14 protein-coding genes and 1 pseudogene are annotated in these 17,113 nt (G+C 69.5%); 8 read left to right on the forward strand and 7 right to left on the reverse strand.

What is annotated here, in order from left to right:
• Nucleotides 1–23: 23 nt before the first annotated feature.
• Nucleotides 24–734 carry a GntR family transcriptional regulator gene (locus ACXIZN_RS08045; protein ID WP_457953321.1) on the reverse strand — a complete coding sequence of 237 codons (711 nt, stop codon included), beginning with the start codon at nt 732–734 and terminating at the stop codon, nt 24–26.
• A gap of 121 nt (nt 735–855) precedes the next feature.
• On the opposite strand from ACXIZN_RS08045, the gene ACXIZN_RS08050 reads away from it, so the two are divergent.
• Together ACXIZN_RS08050 and ACXIZN_RS08055 are read left to right on the forward strand one after the other, a co-directional pair.
• Nucleotides 856–1,770: a glycoside hydrolase family 16 protein gene (locus ACXIZN_RS08050; RefSeq protein ID WP_457953322.1), complete on the forward strand. Its 915-nt coding sequence runs from the start codon at nt 856–858 to the stop codon at nt 1,768–1,770.
• Between the two features lie 9 nt (nt 1,771–1,779).
• On the forward strand, nt 1,780–2,643 hold the full coding sequence (locus ACXIZN_RS08055; protein WP_457953323.1) for a sigma-70 family RNA polymerase sigma factor: 864 nt from the start codon (nt 1,780–1,782) through the stop codon (nt 2,641–2,643).
• Nucleotides 2,644–3,058: 415 nt separating this feature from the next.
• Here ACXIZN_RS08055 and ACXIZN_RS08060 read toward each other — a convergent pair whose 3' ends face one another.
• Together ACXIZN_RS08060 and ACXIZN_RS08065 are read right to left on the reverse strand one after the other, a co-directional pair.
• The gene (locus ACXIZN_RS08060; RefSeq protein WP_457960478.1) at nt 3,059–4,303 is read right to left on the reverse strand and encodes a DUF222 domain-containing protein; all 1,245 of its coding nucleotides are present in this window, start codon (nt 4,301–4,303) and stop codon (nt 3,059–3,061) included.
• A gap of 140 nt (nt 4,304–4,443) precedes the next feature.
• Nucleotides 4,444–4,980, reverse strand: coding sequence for a GNAT family N-acetyltransferase (locus tag ACXIZN_RS08065; protein WP_457953324.1), 537 nt, complete (start codon nt 4,978–4,980; stop codon nt 4,444–4,446).
• 57 nt (nt 4,981–5,037) lie between these two features.
• Here ACXIZN_RS08065 and ACXIZN_RS08070 point away from each other — a divergent pair, with 57 nt between their 5' ends.
• Nucleotides 5,038–5,814: a cyclase family protein gene (locus ACXIZN_RS08070; protein ID WP_457953325.1), complete on the forward strand. Its 777-nt coding sequence runs from the start codon at nt 5,038–5,040 to the stop codon at nt 5,812–5,814.
• Complete coding sequence (locus ACXIZN_RS08075; RefSeq protein ID WP_457953326.1) at nt 5,811–7,418, forward strand: thiamine pyrophosphate-binding protein; 1,608 nt, start codon at nt 5,811–5,813, stop codon at nt 7,416–7,418. The genes ACXIZN_RS08070 and ACXIZN_RS08075 overlap by 4 nt, the downstream gene beginning before the upstream one ends.
• A gap of 5 nt (nt 7,419–7,423) precedes the next feature.
• Here ACXIZN_RS08075 and ACXIZN_RS08080 read toward each other — a convergent pair whose 3' ends face one another.
• From ACXIZN_RS08080 to ACXIZN_RS08090, 3 genes are read right to left on the reverse strand one after another with little or no spacing between them, the layout of a single operon-like run.
• Nucleotides 7,424–8,686, reverse strand: a complete 1,263-nt coding sequence (locus ACXIZN_RS08080; RefSeq protein ID WP_457953327.1) for a class I SAM-dependent methyltransferase — start codon at nt 8,684–8,686, stop codon at nt 7,424–7,426.
• A 26-nt stretch (nt 8,687–8,712) separates the two neighbouring features.
• The gene (locus tag ACXIZN_RS08085; protein WP_457953328.1) at nt 8,713–10,095 is read right to left on the reverse strand and encodes an FAD-binding oxidoreductase; all 1,383 of its coding nucleotides are present in this window, start codon (nt 10,093–10,095) and stop codon (nt 8,713–8,715) included.
• Between the two features lie 38 nt (nt 10,096–10,133).
• Nucleotides 10,134–11,342 carry an SGNH/GDSL hydrolase family protein gene (locus ACXIZN_RS08090; protein WP_457953329.1) on the reverse strand — a complete coding sequence of 403 codons (1,209 nt, stop codon included), beginning with the start codon at nt 11,340–11,342 and terminating at the stop codon, nt 10,134–10,136.
• 113 nt (nt 11,343–11,455) lie between these two features.
• Between ACXIZN_RS08090 and ACXIZN_RS08095 the strand changes: the two are divergent.
• The 4 genes and pseudogenes from ACXIZN_RS08095 to ACXIZN_RS08110 all read left to right on the forward strand — a co-directional run bounded on the left by ACXIZN_RS08095 (nt 11,456) and on the right by ACXIZN_RS08110 (nt 16,675).
• Nucleotides 11,456–11,826 (forward strand): annotated as a pseudogene (locus tag ACXIZN_RS08095) (MmcQ/YjbR family DNA-binding protein).
• A gap of 120 nt (nt 11,827–11,946) precedes the next feature.
• Nucleotides 11,947–13,113 (forward strand): sensor histidine kinase, encoded by a 1,167-nt coding sequence (locus tag ACXIZN_RS08100; RefSeq protein WP_457953330.1) that lies wholly within the window; start codon nt 11,947–11,949, stop codon nt 13,111–13,113.
• Nucleotides 13,110–13,772: a response regulator gene (locus ACXIZN_RS08105; RefSeq protein WP_457953331.1), complete on the forward strand. Its 663-nt coding sequence runs from the start codon at nt 13,110–13,112 to the stop codon at nt 13,770–13,772. The genes ACXIZN_RS08100 and ACXIZN_RS08105 overlap by 4 nt, the downstream gene beginning before the upstream one ends.
• Nucleotides 13,772–16,675, forward strand: coding sequence for a BTAD domain-containing putative transcriptional regulator (locus ACXIZN_RS08110; protein ID WP_457953332.1), 2,904 nt, complete (start codon nt 13,772–13,774; stop codon nt 16,673–16,675). The genes ACXIZN_RS08105 and ACXIZN_RS08110 overlap by 1 nt, the downstream gene beginning before the upstream one ends.
• Here the strand turns inward: ACXIZN_RS08110 and ACXIZN_RS08115 are convergent.
• The gene (locus ACXIZN_RS08115; protein ID WP_457953333.1) at nt 16,647–17,087 is read right to left on the reverse strand and encodes a hypothetical protein; all 441 of its coding nucleotides are present in this window, start codon (nt 17,085–17,087) and stop codon (nt 16,647–16,649) included. The genes ACXIZN_RS08110 and ACXIZN_RS08115 overlap by 29 nt on opposite strands.
• Nucleotides 17,088–17,113 lie beyond the last annotated feature (26 nt).

The raw sequence follows: 17,113 nt of genomic DNA on the forward strand, positions 1-17,113 counted from the left end.
TGGACGGTCCCGGCGCGCCGGAGTCAGCCTGAGGTGTGGTCGAACTTCAGATGCGAGGTGATCCGGTAGCGGTCGCCCCGGTAGATGGAGCGGGTGTACTCGATCACCCGGCCGCCCGCGTCGCGCGTGGTGCGCTCGAACAGCAGCGCGGGGGAGTGCTGCGGGACGCCGAGCAGCCCGGATTCGTCGGCGTCGGTGACCGTCGGCTCGATGATCTGCACGGCCGTCGCGGGAACGACCTCGTACCGTGAACGGAGCAGTTCGTAGAACGAACCGGACTCGAAGCCCGCGGCCGTGATGTCCGGCACGAGGTCCCGGGGGACCATGATCCGTTCGATCGCCATCGGCGCGTCTTCGACCACGCGAACGCGGGTGACGGCCACCAGCGTGTGGCCGGGGGAGACTTCCAGCCGCTTGCCGAGCCGGGCGCCCGCCGGGGTGGTGGCGAACTCGATCACCCGGCTGGTCCAGTGCCCCTCGGCGGGCGGGGCGAACTGCTCGCCGCCGGTGGCGGGAACGAGGTCCTGGGAGATCTTGCGCGGCGCGGTGAAGGTGCCGCGGCCGTGCTCGCGGACCACGAGACCGTCGCGCTCCAGCTCGTCGATCGCGGCCCGCAGAGTGGGGCGCGAGACGCCGATTTCACTGCTCAGCGCGCGCTCCGACGGCAGGACCTCGCCCGGCTGCCGCCGCTCGATGAGCTGGCGTAGCCGGTCCTTGACCTCTGTTCGCCGCATGACCACAGCCTACCCAGTGGTCAGCGTGAATTGGCTGGTGGACAAGTTGTCTAGACCTATTGACTTTACCACTTCACCGGGTGACCGTGGAAGAAACTGACCAGTGGTAAAGGAGACGACGATGTCGAACACAGGGAAGTTCCGAGCCGCCGCCGTCGCCGCGTTGTCGGTCGCCGCGCTGGCGGTGGCGCCGGGTGCCGCGGCCGGGGCGGCCGCTTGCGGGGCACTGTTCGACGATTTCCACTACGGCTCCCACACCGACGGGCTCCTCGCCCAGCACGGCTGGCAGGTGCGCTCCGGCGCCGGCGGCCCCGGTGTCGGCGGGGCGCGCTGGGCTCCGGAGGGCATCACGTTCCCGACGTCCGACGGGGACAAGGTGCTGCAACTCGCGTCGACGACTGACGGCACGCCCGCGGGCACGACACAGACCGAGATCATGCAACCCGACCGGCGGTTCTTCGAGGGGACCTACGCGGCGCGGATCCGCTTCTCCGACGCACCGGTGTCGGGCCCGGACGGCGACCGGATCAACCAGACGTTCTTCACCATCAGCCCGCTCCGCTACGACAACGACCCGATCTACAGCGAGCTGGACTTCTCGGAGTACCTGCCCAACGGCGGCTGGGGCGAGGCGGGGCCGGTGAACTTCCAGACCAGCTGGCACACCTACACGCCGGATCCGTGGTACGCCGAAAACAAGAGCGACAGCCAGCGCCGCAGCATCGACGGCTGGCATTCCGTCGTCGCGACCGTGTCCGGCGGCCATGTGCGGTACTACATCGACGGCGCGCTGGTGGCCGACCACGACCGGAGCGGCCCGTTCGACGTGTACCCGCGGCAGAACATGTCCCTCAACGTGAATCAGTGGTTCATCGACCTCACACGGCACAGCGGCGGCACGAGCACCTACCTCGAACAGGTCGACTGGGTCTACTACGCGAAGAACGAGGTCCTGACGCCGCAGGCCGCCGCGGAACGGGCCGCGTCGTACCGGTCCTCGGGTGTGCGGTTCGCCGACGACCTCGGTGGTTGTTAGATATGAGCCGTGAATCGGCTGACTGAACGTTTCGAGGAACACCGGACCAGGCTGCGGGCGGTGGCGTACCGGATGCTGGGTTCGGTCAGTGAGGCCGAAGACGCCGTCCAGGAGACGTGGCTGCGGCTCCACCGCACCGACGCGGCGGAGATCGAGAATCTCGGCGGCTGGCTGACCACGGTGGTGGCGCGGGTGTGCCTGAACGTGCTGCGCTCGCGCGATCACCGGCGGGAAGAACCGCTCGACGACCGGCTCGCCGAACCGATCGACGCCTCCGCCGATCCCGCCGTCGACGCGGTGCTCGCCGACTCGGTCGGGCTGGCGATGATGGTCGTCCTGGACACACTCACGCCGGCCGAACGGCTCGCGTTCGTCCTGCACGACATGTTCACGGTGCCGTTCGACGAGATCGCCCCGCTGATCGACCGCACCCCGGCCGCCGCCCGGCAACTCGCGAGCCGCGCCCGGCGCCGCGTCCAGGGCCGTCCCGTCGCGACGGAACCGGACGTCGCCCGACGACGCCAAGTCGTCGACGCCTACCTGACCGCGGCCCGCGGCGGCGACTTCGCGGCGCTCCTCGAACTCCTGCACCCCGACGTCGTCCTCCGCGCAGACAAGGCGGCAGGCCCCTCGCGCGAGCCGATCTTCCTGCGGGGCGCCAATGTGGTGGCTCGTGGTGCGGCCGCCGCTTCGGTGCGGGCGGCGGTCACTCAGCTCGCGCTGGTGAACGGCGGCATCGGCCTCGTGATGGCCGACGAGGGACGGCCTTCGGTGGTGCTCGCGTTCGCCTTCGTGGACGGGAAGATCAGCGAGATCGACGTCATCGCGGATCGGGAACGGCTGCGGGGGCTGGATCTGGTGATGGTGGACTGAGCCGGGTTGCGGTGAACGTTACGACTTCCGTGTCCGGGATGAGCGGACACGATCATCGATGAGTTGTCGGTGATCGACAGGCCGCCGGCGATACAGCAGGAAGTTCAGAAGAGGATCATCGGCTCGCTCAGCCCGAAGATTCCTGTCCGGTTCCGGGTTCATCTATCGCGACAACGCACATGACGGCACGGCCAAGAGTTCTCCAACGCTTGACGCGGTCGGGCCGTCACCGACTACATCTGTCTGCAGAGTTCGATGTTCGGTACGTGGTTCAACTGAGCGAGGCACGCGGAGTGTGCGGGGGCCTGGGAGTGAAAACGGACAGCGATCACTTGATGTCTCTCGCGTGGTTGGTGTCGTTCTCCGGGCATGCCGAAGGGCCCGTCGCCGGTGGTGTGCGGCGGGTTCTTCGGTTTCAGCGGTGGTTGTGGCGTGGTGTTTGTAATGGGTCGAGGTATTGGGGTGGGATGAATTCGGGTCGGCCGTTGGTGATTTGGACTTTCCAGCCGGATTGTCCGTGGATGACCATGTGGTGGTAGCGGCAGAGTAGGCAGAGGTTGTTCAGGTCGGTGTCGCCGAGTTGGCCCCACGGCAGTATGTGGTGGGCTTCGCAGTGTTTGGGGCGTCGATGGCAGCCGGGGAAGGCGCAGCCGTGGTCGCGGAGGTTCAGCGCGCGGCGTTGGGCGGGACTGACGGACCGGGTGGCGCGGCCGATGTCGAGTGGTTCGCTCTCGGAGCCGAGGACCGCGGGAATGATTCTCGCGTCGCAGGCCAGCATCCGCGCATGCCGTGCGGTGATCTGGGTGACTCCGTCTACGCAGGCCGCTCCGAGTCCGGAGGTCAGGGTTTCCAAGGGGATGGTGACGACGATGGTGGTCCGGTCCCCGGACAACGTAGGCGCCTTCTCGTTGGTCATCGCGTAGTGGATGGCGTCGAACAACGCGTCGCCATTGCGCTCGCCCGGCGTGCGGGGGTCGCGGTTGCCGTCCTGGTCGATGGGTCTTCGTTGTCCCCAGGTGTCGAACAGGGCGTTGACCCGGGCCCCGAATTCGGGGTCCAGCAGGCCGTTCAATCGCCACCAGCCGTCGTCGCGCTTGCGGAGATGGACCTCGCGTGAGGGTGGTTTCAGGTCCTCGTCCTTCGGTTCATTGCCGTCGGGATCCAGGTGCGCCAGCAGTTCGGCGCCGACGTTGGTGATCTCCTGGGGCCCGGCGTGGCGGGCCAGGTTGACCAGGATCTGTTCCGCTCCGGACCGGTCCTCGGCCGACACCTCGGCGGGGATTTTCTTCAGCACGGCGAGGATCGGGTCGAGTTGCTGATGCCCGAGATCGCCCTCCGCGGCCGCGGCTCCGGCGATCGGCGCGAACGCCGGAGCGGGGGAGCCGTCGAGGTTCCGGCTCTCGTTTACCGCCAGCGCTCGCGTCACGGTGTCGCCGGCTTCTTTGGGGCTGATGCGGGCGGTTTCGGCGAACCAGCCCGCCGTCGATCCGTGCCCGAAGAGTTCCATCGGGCCGCGCGATTCGATCTCGACCAGGTACTGCCCGACCTCCGCCAAAGCCTGCCGTGCCACCGACAACCGCTCGACCACACCGTGCGCGAGCTCGCGCGCACCGGCACGCCACAAATCCTGTGGCGGTTCGAGGATGCGTTGACTGGACACCCCGCAAGAATACCAGCAATCGAACAGGTGTGCGAATATGAAAAGTGCTCCAGAAACGGTTTCGGATATTGGCGATGGTCGAGGCGGGACAACTAGATCTTGTTGAGAAGAAACGGAAACGCAAGACTGGAAGCGCGAGATCATGCGTCGGACAGTGACCCAATATCAAGGCGCAGAACGGTTTCTTCGATATCGGCACCCCTGGCGGACGCGTAGGCCGTCTCGGTGCCGATGACACTGAAGCCCGCCTTCTGCAGGACCCGAAGCGACCCGAGATTGTCGCTGGCGGCGCGCGCGTACAAAGGCCGAACCTCGACCATGTCCAAAAAGAGCGCGAGTGCTCGGCTGGCGATTCCCCGGCCCCAAACCGAACGGTCGATCCAGTAGGTGATTTCGGCGTCACCGTCCACGAAGAACCTGCCGATGGTACCGAGGAATCGCCCGTCACCCGTCACCGCGCGCAGGATGAGATCCGGCGCATTCCTCAACCTCGTCATGTGCAGGTCGAAGGCTTCGCGATCGTCGGGGTCCCTGGCGATGAACGCGGCCATCCGGACCGACTCGGGGTCACGCATCAGCTCGAACAGGGGGTCGAGGTCACGATCCTCGACCGGCCGCAGTGCCACCTGGACCATCGATCTCCTCCTCAGCATATCGGCGACGTCCCCGGCAGCCATCAAACCCTGAATCCGCTTAAAGTGACCGAAGACGCCGCAGTCACCCGGGAGGCACGCATGTCGTTGTTGGCCCAGCTGAACACCGCGATCACCACGGGCACGATCGAGGTCGTCGACCTCACCGCCCCGCTGAGCGCGAGCACCCCGATCCTCCAATTGCCGGAGCCGTTCGCGAACACGATCCCGTTCGGCCTGGAGGAGATCAGCCGCTACGACGAACGCGGGCCGCGCTGGTACTGGAACAACATCCACACCGGCGAGCACACCGGGACCCACCTCGACGTTCCCGTGCACTGGGTGTCGGGAAAGGACGGTCACGACGTCTCCGGGGTGCCGCTGCGCACGCTGGTCGCCCCGGCCGTGGTGCTCGACGCGACGGCCCGCGCGGCCGAAGACCCGGACTTCCTGCTTTCCAGAGAAGACATCCGTGAGTGGGAGCGCGTGAACGGGCCGCTGCCCGACGGTGGCTGGCTGCTCTACCGCACGGGCTGGGACGCCCGTTCGCATGATCAGGATGCCTTCCTCAACAACGACGAGAACGGTCCGCATTCGCCGGGTGTCTCGGCGGAGTGTGCCCGCTGGCTGGCGGAGGAGGCGCCGATCACCGGGTTCGGGGTGGAGACCGTGGGCACCGACGCGGGGCAGGCGCTGGCACTCGAGCCTGCCTTCCCTTGCCACGAACTCCTCCTGGGCGCGGGAAAGCACGGCCTGACCCAGTTGCGGAACCTGGCGAGCCTGCCGCCCACCGGATCGCTGCTGGTCGTCAGCCCGTTGCCGATCGTCGGCGGTTCCGGCAGCCCCGCCAGGGTGTACGCGCTGGTCGAACGGGCATGAACGTCGCGGAGCTGGTCGGCCGCACGCTGGCGGAGCTCGGGGTGGGCGCGGCGTTCGGGGTGGTGGGCAGCGGCAATTTCGAGGCCACCAACGGATTGCGCTCCGGCGGGGTGCGGTTCGTCGCCGCGCGGCACGAGGGCGGCGCGGCGAGTATGGCCGACGCGTACGCGCGGATGAGCGGCCGCGTGTCGGTGCTGAGTGTCCATCAGGGCTGCGGGCTGACCAACGCGCTCACCGGGATCACCGAGGCCGCCAAGAGCCGGACACCGATGATCGTCCTGGCCGGTGACACCGCGGCGTCGTCCGTGCTGTCGAACTTCCGGGTGGACCAGGACGCGCTCGCGGCCGCCGTCGGCGCCGTTCCGGAACGCGTGCACGGCGCGCGTACCGCGGTCGCCGACACCGTCCGCGCCTACCGGACGGCGGTGCAGCAACGCCGCACCGTCGCGCTCAACCTGCCGCTCGACGTCCAAGCCCAGGAAGCGCCCGAGGCGGCCCGAATCCCGAAGGTCCCCGGTCCGGCACCGATCCGGCCGGACGCCGAGGCGGTGGCGAAGCTGGCCGGCCTCCTCGTCGAAGCGCGGCGGCCGGTGTTCATCGCCGGTCGCGGTGCGCGGGCGAGTGCCACGTCCCTCAAGGCACTCGCGGAAGTGTCCGGCGCGCTGCTGGCGACTTCGGCGGTGGCCCACGGCCTCTTCCACGACGATCCCTTCTCGATCGGGATCGCGGGCGGCTTTTCGTCGCCACCGGCGGCGGATCTCATCAAGGACGCCGACCTCGTGATCGGCTGGGGCTGCGCGCTGAACATGTGGACCACGCGGCACGGCACGCTGCTCGGCCCGGACGCGAGGCTGGTCCAGGTCGACGTCGACCAGGCCGCGCTCGGCGCGCACCGGCCGATCGACCTTGGCGTCGTCGGCGACGTCACCAGCACGGCCGTGGACGTTCGCGCCGAACTCGACAGGCGTGGCCACCGCGCTCAGAGGCAACGAACCGGCACCCGATGGAACGACGTGCCGTATAACGACCTATCCGGCGACGGGAGGATCGATCCGCGCACACTCAGCCGCCGTCTCGACGAGATGCTGCCGGCCGAACGCGTCGTCTCGGTCGACTCCGGCAACTTCATGGGCTATCCGAGCGCGTACCTGTCCGTTCCCGACGAGAACGGCTTCTGCTTCACCCAGGCGTTCCAAAGTATCGGGCTCGGTCTCGGAACGGCGATCGGCGCGGCGCTGGCCCGGCCGGACAGGCTACCGGTGCTCGGAGTCGGTGACGGCGGCTTCCACATGGCCGTCTCCGAACTCGAAACCGCCGTGCGACTGGGTATCCCGCTCGTCATCATCGTCTACAACGACGCCGCGTACGGCGCCGAGATCCACCATTTCGGCGACGCGGACATGACCACGGTCCGGTTCCCCGACACCGATATCGCGGCGATCGGCCGCGGTTTCGGCTGCGCCGGGATCACCGTGCGTTCGGTCGACGATCTCGCCGCCGTCAAGGAATGGCTGGACGGACCAAGGGACGCGCCGCTCGTCGTCGACGCCAAGATCGCCGACGACGGCGGCTCGTGGTGGCTCGCCGAGGCCTTCCGGCATTGAGCCGGCTAAACGCCCCAGTCCGGCCGCAGCGGCATGCCCGAGTCACCGTCCGGACCGACCTTCACCCCGAGCACCTGGTGCAGTTCGATCTCCCGCCGCTCGAAGGCGAGGCGGCACGCGGCCATGTACAGCGCCCAGACGCGGCTCCGCCCGGCGCCCGCTTCGGCGACGGCCGCGTCCCAGTTCGCGTCGAGGTTGGCGCACCACGCGCCGAGGGTGGTGGCGTAGTGCTCGCGGAGGTTCTCCGAATGCCGCACTTCGAGCCCGCTGTCGTGCATCGCGGTGGTGATCTCCCCGACCGCCTCCAGTTCGCCGTCGGGGAAGACGTACCGGTCGATGAACCCGCGCGACCGGTGCGCGACGGAAGTGTCCGGATTGGTGATGCAGTGGTTCAGCAACCGCCCGTGCGGCTTCAGTTTCCCGGCGAGGAAACGGAAGTACGACGGCAGATTGCGGGCGCCGATATGCTCGGTGAGCCCGATCGAGGACACCGCGTCGAAACCCGTTTCGGTGACGTCGCGGTAGTCGAGATGCCGTACTTCGGCCTTGTCCGCGAGCCCCTTGGTCACGATGTCCTTCTGCGCCCATTGCGCCTGCTCGCGCGAAAGGGTGACGCCCAGCGCCTCGACGCCGTAGTTCGCGACGGCGTGCTCGACCATCCCGCCCCAGCCGCAGCCGACGTCCAGCAGCCGCATCCCCGGCCGGAGGCCGAGTTTCCGGCACACCAGGTCGAATTTGTGCGCCTGTGCCTCTTCCAGCGAGGCGTCGGCGGACGGATACGCGGCGCAGGTGTAGGCCATCGACGGTCCGAGCACCAGTTCGTAGAACCGGTTCGAGACGTCGTAGTGATTGGAGATCGCGTTGCTGTCTCGCGCTTTCGAGTGCCGCAACCCGTCGAAGACGCGCTTGGCCCGGCTCGGCAGTTCTTCGGCGGGTGGGGCGACGCGGCGCAGATGCGTGGGGCCGAGTTTGCGCAGCAGCCACAACCGGTCGGCGGCGCTGAGCTGATCGACCTGGGAAACGAGCGCGCGCAACGCCGTGTAGAGGTCGCCGTCGACGTCGAGCGCGCCGGCTACGTAGGCCCGCGCGAGACCGAGGTCGCCTGGCGACGACATCAGGTACGTCAACGCCAGTGGCGACCGCACTTCGATCGACACGGGTGCGTCCGCGGGCCCGCTCGTGCTGCCGTCGTAGGCGGTGATGGACACTTCGGTGCTCGGGCCGAGCAACCGCTCGAAGATCTCGCCGACGGTCGTCGTCTCAGCCATGGTCGTCTCTCTTCTTCCGGCCCGGGTCACCGCCGCCGCACGCATTTCGCGTACAGGTCGAGCAGTCGGCCGTCGGGGTCGTAGGCCGTCTTCAATTTCCGGTAGGCGTCGCCGTTGTACAGCTGCCAGAACTCGTCCTCGGTATAGAAACTGTCGGAATACAGCGACTTCCGCCCGCCGAGCCGGGTCACTTCGGCCTCGATCAGCCGATTGTGCGTATCCGGCTCCTCGCCGGGGTCCAGCGGGACCGCGGACCAGAACCCGAAGTTGACGTACAGCGTTTCGGGGTCCAGTTCGTACAGCGGCGAGTTCACGCCGCCCGGCCGCTGCTTCAGCGGGCAGATCCAGACCGGGCTGATCGGGATCTCGCGGCGGAAGAAGTCCAGGAACTCCGCGGCCCGCGAGAGCGGTACTTCGATGTCCTGGACGATGGTCTCTTCCGGGGGGAGCCCGCGCAGCTTGAGCAGTTTCGCGGCGATCCCGAACCGGCGGTCGAGCGCCACGACCTTCCAGTAGACCGACGACCGCAGCAGCCGCCTGCTCAGCAGCAGCCGGGGGAGCCGGTGCTGCACGCCGAACGCCCGCGAGCACCAGAACCAGTCCGTGTCCCAGCGCCACAGGTAGTCCCGGACGCTCAGATGGTCGGTCTCGCGGGAGCGGATCGACTTGTAGTAGATGTCGAGCCAGGTGTAATCGCTGGTCGCGGGCGCCGAGGCGGTGAACGTGCCCAGGGTCAGGTACTGCTCGCCCGGCCCGAAGACCGTGCCGTCCACGAAATCCGCCGAACCGTCACGGCAGGCTTCACCCAGCGCCGCGAAGTACTCCTCGGAGTCGTCGTAGCGGACGTGCTCGAGCCGCACGTACGGTTTGACCGGCTCCAGTTCGATCTTCAGCCGCAGCGCGTAGCCGAGCGTCCCGTACGAGTTCGGGAAGCCGTGGAACAGGTCGCTGTGCTCGTTGTCGGGCCGTGCGACGACGATCCTGCCGTCGCCGGTGAGCAGCTCCATCTCCAGCACCGACTCGTGCACGAGCCCGTTGCGGAACGAGGACGACTCGATGCCGAGGCCGGTGACCGCGCCACCGAGCGTGATCGTCTTGAGCTGGGGTACGACCAGCGGCATCAGGCCGTGGGGCAGGGTCGCGTCCACCAGCTGCTCGTAGGTGACCATGCCTTCGACGTCGGCCGTGCGCGCCAGGGGATCGACGTCGAGGACATGCGTGAATCCCGAGACGTCCAGCCCCGGGGTGGTGGTCGCCGTCCGCGCCCGGAACAGGTTCGACGTCCGTTTCGCCAGCCGGATCGTGCCGTGGAGATCCGCGAGCTGTGCGCGGAGCGTTTCGGCGCGCGCTTCGTGTTCGGCGAACCGGACCAGCCTCGCCGTCTCCCGGATACCGCTGTCGCTCGCCATCGGTTCATCGTGCCCCACGGAACCGCTTGGCGCAGCCCTTATTCGTGCCGGAGGCGGTGCAGCGGGACGGCGTCCGCCATGGCGGTGAAGCCCTTGTCGCCGGGATGGAGGTGATCGCCGGAGTCGTATTCGGGTTTCATCCGCTGCGGGTCGGCGGGATCGCGGATCACCGCGTCGAAGTCGATGTAGCCGTCGAAGAGCCTGCTGGTCCGGATGAACCGGTTCACCGCCTGCCGGGTCTCTTCGAGCTGCGGCGTGTACGAACCCCAGCCCTTCCACGGGGTGATCGTCGCTCCCAGCACCCGCAGCCCACGGTCGTGCGCCCTCGTCGCGATCTGCTTCAGCGCCGAGATGATCTTGTTCGGATCGGCCTGGTGCGGGGTCTGCTGGATGTCGTTGATGCCCTCGAACACGATCGCCGTCCGCACGCCGGACTGGTTCAGGACGTCCCGGTCGAGCCTGGCCAGCGCGTTGACCCCGTAGTTGCCGCCGTCGAGCAGCAGCCGGTTCCCGCTGATCCCGGCGTTGAGCACGCCGAGGCGCGCGCTGATCTTGTCGGCGAGCTGATCGGGCCAGCGCAGGTTGGCGCCCCAGGTCGAATTCGCCCCGTCGGTGATCGAGTCGCCGATCACCACGACGCTGCCGCGCAATCCGGTGCCGCGGACGTCCACTCCGGACACGTAGTGCCAGACCGCGGTCTTCTCCGGGAACGCGGCCGCCGACTCGTCGGCCGCCTTGTCGCCGTTCCGGGTGAAGTACGAGTTCTGCATCGCGAGCGGGTGGTAGGTGACCGGGCCCGACGGCTCCGGGGTGTACGTGGTCACCAGGAGGTCGCCGTCCCTCGGCACGGTCAGCGCCGCGCCGTCGCTGACGACGTCTGCGCCCGGCGGCACGGTGACCTCGCGATCCCCGCCGAAGGTCAGCGTGCGCATCGTGCCGGGTACGGCCTGCGGCGTGTCAGGGCCGGCGGCGACCGCGACGGTCACCCTGCCGAACAGCACCGGAGCGCGCCCGAAGGCGTTGGACAGCCGTACGCGGACCTCGTGCCCACCGGCGCTGGTGTGCACGATGTTGCGGATCGAGAAGTCCGGGTAGCCGTTTTCGGTCCCGGCCACCCCGGCCGCGGGCGCCGCCGCCCAGGTGCCCACCCAGCCGCTGGTGGCCGTGTTCTCCACTTGCGCCGTCGCGGCGCCCGGCGCCAGGCCCAGCACCAGGATTCCCGCTACGGCGAGATACTTCACGCGCATGCCGGTTCGCCTCCACCCAGTCGGCTCCACTCATCGTCAATGAATCACCGACAGCCGGTCAACGGCCCGGACAGGACAGGTTTCTGTCGGTGGGGGCCGTTAGCCTGAACGCCATGAAGCCTGCTGCTCTCCGGAAGATCTGCCTCGGCTTCCCGGCGCCCGCGAGGAGTTCCCGTTCGGGGAGCACAACAGCGTGTTCAAGGTCGCGGGCAAGGTCTTCGCGCTCGGCCCGCTCAAGGCGAAGCCGCTGCGGATCAGCCTCAAATGCGAGCCCGACCTGGCGGTCCGGCTGCGCGCCGAGCATCCGGCGATCATCCCGGGATACCACCTGAACAAACGACATTGGAACACCGTCGAGCTGGACGGCTCGCTGACCGACGAATTCGTGCGGGAGATGATCGAGGACTCCTACGACCTCGTCGTCGCGGGCCTGCCGAAACGAGAACAGGAGAAACTGAACTGGGTGGCGCTCAGCCAGGAATGACCGGCCCGGGTTTCATCCGGATTTCATCCCGCCGTGCTCGCCCGGCCTCCTACCGTGGGCGGAGACGGGTGCCGCCCGCCGCACGATGACGCGCTCACCGGGACTTCCTAGGCTGATGCCGTGCTGAGGATCTTGCGGGACCGGTTCCGGGCACGGGTGCAGGCGAGTCTCACCCGGGCCGGGCTGACCCTGCCGTGGTGGGGGGCGTTGTGCGCGAGCGCGGTGAGCTTCGTGTTCACGGCAGTCGCGTTGGTGCAGCGGGACGCGCTGCTACCGCCCGAGCCGATCGCGCTCGCCGGTCTGATCGTGATCGCGCCTTCGGTGATCTGGGCGATCACCCACTGGATCATGCCGTGGGTGCGGATGACGGCGCTGATCATCGCCGCCTCGGTGCTGCTCCTCGAGCCCGTGCTGCCGGATTTCGCGCCGTTGCTGCTGCTGGTCGCGGCCACCGAAGCGGGCAGTGTCCTGCGGACGACCTGGGCGATCGCCCTCGTCACGGCCGCGAGCGAGGCCGTACTGGTCGTGGCGGGGATCTGGGGCGGGCTGATCGGCGGGCCGGTGTACATGGTCGCGATCCTGCTCGGCCTCAGCGGCGGGCTCATGGTCCGCTGGTACACCAGGGTGCTGGACGCCGAACGCGGCAACCGGGACGCCTCCCGCGACAAGGCGCTGCTCGCCGAACGGCAGCGCATCGCGCGTGAGGTGCACGACGTCGTCGGCCATTCGCTCAGCATCACGCTGCTGCACCTGACCGGCGCCCGGCACGCGCTGCAGCAGGACCGCGACGTCGACGAGGCGATCGAAGCGCTCACCGAAGCCGAGCAGGTGGGACGGGCGGCGATGGCCGACATCCGCCGCACGGTCGGCCTGCTCGCCGACTCCCCGTCGGGCAGCGCCCCGCTGCCGGGGGTGGAGGACATCGCCACGCTGGTGGAACGCACTCGCAGCGCCGGGCTGGCGGTGCGCTATACACAGGAAGGCGACCTCGGCCGGGTAGGCGCCTCGGAAGGATTGGGCCTCTACCGGATCGTGCAGGAATCACTTGTCAACGTCGTCAAGCACGCCCCCGGCGCGACCGCGGAGGTCCGGCTGAACGCCGGCCGTTCGGGGTTGGAACTCGTCGTCAGCAACACCCTCCCCGCGACCGTCCGGCGTGCCGCGGAGGACGGTTCGGGACTGGCGGGGATGGCCGTCCGCGCCGCCCAGCTCGGCGCCGATCTCAGCGCCGGGCCCAGCGGCAGGCAGTGGATCGTGCAGGTCACCGTGCCGGGGGTCAAACCGTGACCGCCGCCGAGATCCAGGTGCTGCTGGTCGACGACCAGGAGCTGGTCCGGTCCGGGCTGCGGCGCATCCTGCGGCGCCGCGACGGGTTCGTCATCGCGGGCGAATGCGGCGACGGTGCGGACGTGCCGTCGGCGTTGGCCGCGCACGAGGTCGACGTCATCGTGATGGACCTGCGGATGAAGAACGTCGGTGGAGTCGAGGCGACCCGGCGGCTGCGGCGGTCCGGCGGGCATCCGCCGGTGCTCGCGCTGACCACCTTCGATGACGACAACCTCCTGGCCGACGCGCTGCGCGCGGGCGCGGCCGGGTACGTACTCAAGGATTCACCGGCCGAGGATCTGATCCGGGCCGTGCGGGCGGTCGCCGCGGGTGACGCGTGGCTCGACCCCGGCGTCACCGGGCGGGTGCTCGCCGCGTACCGGCAGGCCGCCGGGAACGGCAGTGGCGGACGCTCGCCGGAACTGCTGACCCCGAGGGAGCAGGACGTGCTCAGGGCGATCGGCCGCGGGCTGACCAACGCGGAGATCGCCGCGGCCCTCGTCATCTCGGAGGTGACCGTGAAAAGCCATATCGGCCGGATCTTCACCAAACTCCAGCTGCGGGACCGGGCGGCGGCGATCGTATACGCGTTCGACCACGGGATCGTGGTGCCGGGCTGATGCGCAACGATGGGGGGATCATGCCGGACTCGCGACTTCGCTTCGAACTGCTCGGCCCGTTGCGGGCCTGGCACGGGGAGACCAGGCTGGACCTGGGGCCGGTCCGGCAGCAGGCCGTGCTGGCCGCGCTGCTGCTGCGCCCGGACGTGACGGTCAGCCACTACGAACTCACCGATGGGCTCTGGGAGAAGCCGCCGGAGTCCAACGTGCTGCCGGTGTACGTCCGGCGGCTGCGGCAATGCCTGGACACCTCGGGCCAGAAGCCCCGGGACTCGGTGATCGTGTCCGATCGCGGCGGCTACCGGTTCGCCAGCGGCGGGGTCCGGCTGGACGTGGTCCGGCTGGAGGAGGTCGCCGCCGTCGCGGCCACCGCCGAGGAGTCGGGTGACCTCGTGGCCGCGGTGGACACCTTCGCCGACGCGCTCCGGCTGTTCCACGGCGAGCCGCTGACGGGGCTGCCCGGCGCGTTCGTCCAGGGGGAGCGGCGACGGCTGGAGGAACGCCGCCTTCTGTTGCTGCGCCGGAAACTGCGGGCCCAGCTGAAACTCGGCCGGTTCGACGAGGTGATCGGCGAGCTGTCGGCGCTGGTGTCCGCGGATCCGCCGAGCGAGCCGCTGGCCGCGCTGCTGATGCGGGCGCTCTACGGCGGCGGGCGGCAGGCGGAGGCGCTGGAGGTGTTCACCGACGTCCGCGAGCGGCTGATCGAGCAGCTCGGCGTCGAGCCGGGCGAGGAGCTGCGGCAGGTGCAGGAGGCGGTGCTGCGCGGGGACGAGGCGCTCCTCGGCGTCGCGCCGCGCCGGGAGCCGTCCCGCCGGATCCGCAACGAACTGCCCGCCGTCAACGGCGAACTCGTCGGCAGGGACCGGGAACTCGCGCTGCTCGTCGAAGACGGCGATCCGGAGTCCGTCTCGGTCGACGCCGTCGACGGTGTTCCCGGAGCGGGGAAGACCACGCTCGCGGTGCGCGCGGCCCACCGGATCCGCGAGTCCTATCCGGACGGTGCGCTGTTCGTGGATCTCCACGGCTACACCGAAGGCCGCGAGCCGGTGACGCCGGAGCGAGCGCTGCGGCGGTTGCTGCGCGCGGTCGGTGTCGAGGACGGGGCGATGCCGGACGATCTCGACGAACTGGCCGCTTCATGGCGGGCGGCCACCGCGCAGCTGCGGCTGCTGCTGGTCCTCGACAACGCCGAGTCCGCGGGCCAGGTGCGGCCGCTGCTGCCGTCCGGGCCGGGCAGCCGCGTGCTGGTGACCAGCCGCCGCCGTTTGTCCGGTTTGGACGCCGACCGCCGCGTTTCCCTTGGCGCGCTGGGTCTCGAAGCCGCCGAGCGACTGCTCAGCCGCATCGTGGGGGCGCCGAGGGCGGAGGGGGAGCGGTTCGCCGTGCGCGCGCTCGCCGGGCTGTGCGGGCGGCTGCCGCTCGCGTTGCGGATCGCGGGCGCCCGGTTGCAGAACCGTCCGATGTGGACGTTCAAGGACCTGGTCGACCGGATGTCGGACGACGAGCGCAGGCTCGGCGAACTGACGGCCGAGGATCGCAGCGTCGAGGTGGCGCTGCGCCTGTCCTACGACCAGTTGCGGCCCGCCGAGCAGGACGCGTTCAGCGTGCTCGGCCTGTCGCCGACGACGGAGTTCGACCGGCTGACGGTCGCCGCCCTGCTGGACTGCTCGCCCGCCGAAGCCGAGCGGCGGCTGGAAAGCCTGGTCGACGCCAGCCTGGTGCAGGAGCCCGCGAGCGGCCGCTACCGGCTGCACGATCTGGTGGCGGTCTACGCCCGGCGGCTCGCCGGGGAGATGCCCGAGGAGGCCGCCGAAGCGGCGCGGAAACGGGTGTACGGTTTGTACCTCAGTGCCGCTCGCCGGGCGAGCGAATGGGGTGTGGCGCGATTCCCGTTGGAGACCGGGGGGCCGTTCACCGGGCAGCGTGACGCTTCCGCCTGGCTCGACGCGGCCGGTGACCTGCCGGAGGTGGTGTCGCAAGCGGCCGAAGCCGGGCTGGACGACCTCGCGTGCTCGGTCGCCGAGGGCCTGGTCGACTATCTCGGGCGCCAGCAGCGGTACCACGAATGCCGGACGGCGTTGCAGGTCGCGCTGCCGCTCGCCGAACAGGCCGAAGACGGACGCCTGGTCTCGTCGCTGCGGTTCTGCCTCGGCTACGCCTATGCCATGCAAGGTCAACTCGACCGGGCGCGTGGCTGGTTCGACGAGGCGCTCCAGGCGGGCAAGGCATCCGGAGACCGCGGGGTGGAGGCGCGGGCACTGGGCGGGCTTGCCATGGCGGACCTGATCGCCGGCAGGCACGATCTCGCGATTCCCGGCACGCGGCGGGTGATGGTCCTGGCCGAGGAGGTGGGGGACCAATGGCTCGCCGAACGGTCGCTGTCCGCACTCGGCTATCTCGCTTACCTGCGGGGCGAGCACGAGGAAGCACTCATCCACCTCGGCCGTGCCCGGGAGCTGAGCGAGGAGATCGGCAGTCCGGGGATGCTGGCCAGGGTGCTGTGCCACTGCGGCACCGTCCGGCTGGAGACCGGCAGCTTCGCCGAAGCCGCGCTGGATTTCCGGCGCTCCGTCGAACTCGCCGAGGAGACCACGGACGGCCTGCTGACCGCGACCGCTCTCGCCCGCCTGGGCGCCGCGGAACTGGAACTGGGGAACCTCGACGCGGCGTTCGAACTCCAGCGGCGGGCGCTGACGGCGGTCACCGAGGAGACGATCGTCGGGATGGAGTCCGAAATCCGCAACCGGCTCGGCCGTACCCATCTCGCCGCGGGCGATCCGGTGGCCGCCAGGGAACACTTCGAGTGGGTGCTCACCACCATCGGCCCCGACGGTGATCCCCTGCAGCGCACCCTCGCACTGGAAGGTCTGGACCTCACCAGACAGTCGGTACGCCGGCGTTGATGATGGTGAAGCGGTGCCCTGCCATGCTGGTCCGCCAGCGCGCGAAGTAGGCGTCGGCCGCGTCGGCCAGGTGCACCCCGGCGCGGACTTCGTGGACGACGCAAGCCCACTCCGCCCCGTCGCACAGCACCAGTTCCCGCGGTGCCCCGCGCTTGCGGAGCACGGACGCACAGAGAGCTCCGCGCCTGCCGATGCTGCCGTCGTCGAGGCAGCGACGGAGGTCTTCGACGGCGTGGGCGGCGGTCTCGAACAACGTCCAGCGGTACTTCGGCGACGGGCGGCCGTCGGCCCACGGCGTGGAGAACGCCGCCCAGCTCCAGCCCGGTCCGGCGAGCCCGTCCCGTTCCCCGGGACTCGTCGCGTCGTCCCTGGGCACCACCATGTTGTACGGGGTCCGGCTCGCCGGGCTCATGCACGTCTCCTCGTGGACCTCCGCCC

This window comes from Amycolatopsis sp. TRM77291 (genome assembly GCF_054166285.1).

Bases quoted from the DNA above. Each gene is read 5' to 3' on its own strand.
- ACXIZN_RS08045 (WP_457953321.1), bottom strand. From the start codon at position 734: ATGCGGCGAACAGAGGTCAAGGACCGGCTACGCCAGCTCATCGAGCGG.
- ACXIZN_RS08050 (WP_457953322.1), top strand. From the start codon at position 856: ATGTCGAACACAGGGAAGTTCCGAGCCGCCGCCGTCGCCGCGTTGTCG.
- ACXIZN_RS08065 (WP_457953324.1), bottom strand. From the start codon at position 4,980: ATGGCTGCCGGGGACGTCGCCGATATGCTGAGGAGGAGATCGATGGTC.
- ACXIZN_RS08070 (WP_457953325.1), top strand. From the start codon at position 5,038: ATGTCGTTGTTGGCCCAGCTGAACACCGCGATCACCACGGGCACGATC.
- ACXIZN_RS08075 (WP_457953326.1), top strand. From the start codon at position 5,811: ATGAACGTCGCGGAGCTGGTCGGCCGCACGCTGGCGGAGCTCGGGGTG.
- ACXIZN_RS08080 (WP_457953327.1), bottom strand. From the start codon at position 8,686: ATGGCTGAGACGACGACCGTCGGCGAGATCTTCGAGCGGTTGCTCGGC.
- ACXIZN_RS08085 (WP_457953328.1), bottom strand. From the start codon at position 10,095: ATGGCGAGCGACAGCGGTATCCGGGAGACGGCGAGGCTGGTCCGGTTC.
- ACXIZN_RS08090 (WP_457953329.1), bottom strand. From the start codon at position 11,342: ATGCGCGTGAAGTATCTCGCCGTAGCGGGAATCCTGGTGCTGGGCCTG.
- ACXIZN_RS08110 (WP_457953332.1), top strand. From the start codon at position 13,772: ATGCGCAACGATGGGGGGATCATGCCGGACTCGCGACTTCGCTTCGAA.
- ACXIZN_RS08115 (WP_457953333.1), bottom strand. From the start codon at position 17,087: ATGAGCCCGGCGAGCCGGACCCCGTACAACATGGTGGTGCCCAGGGAC.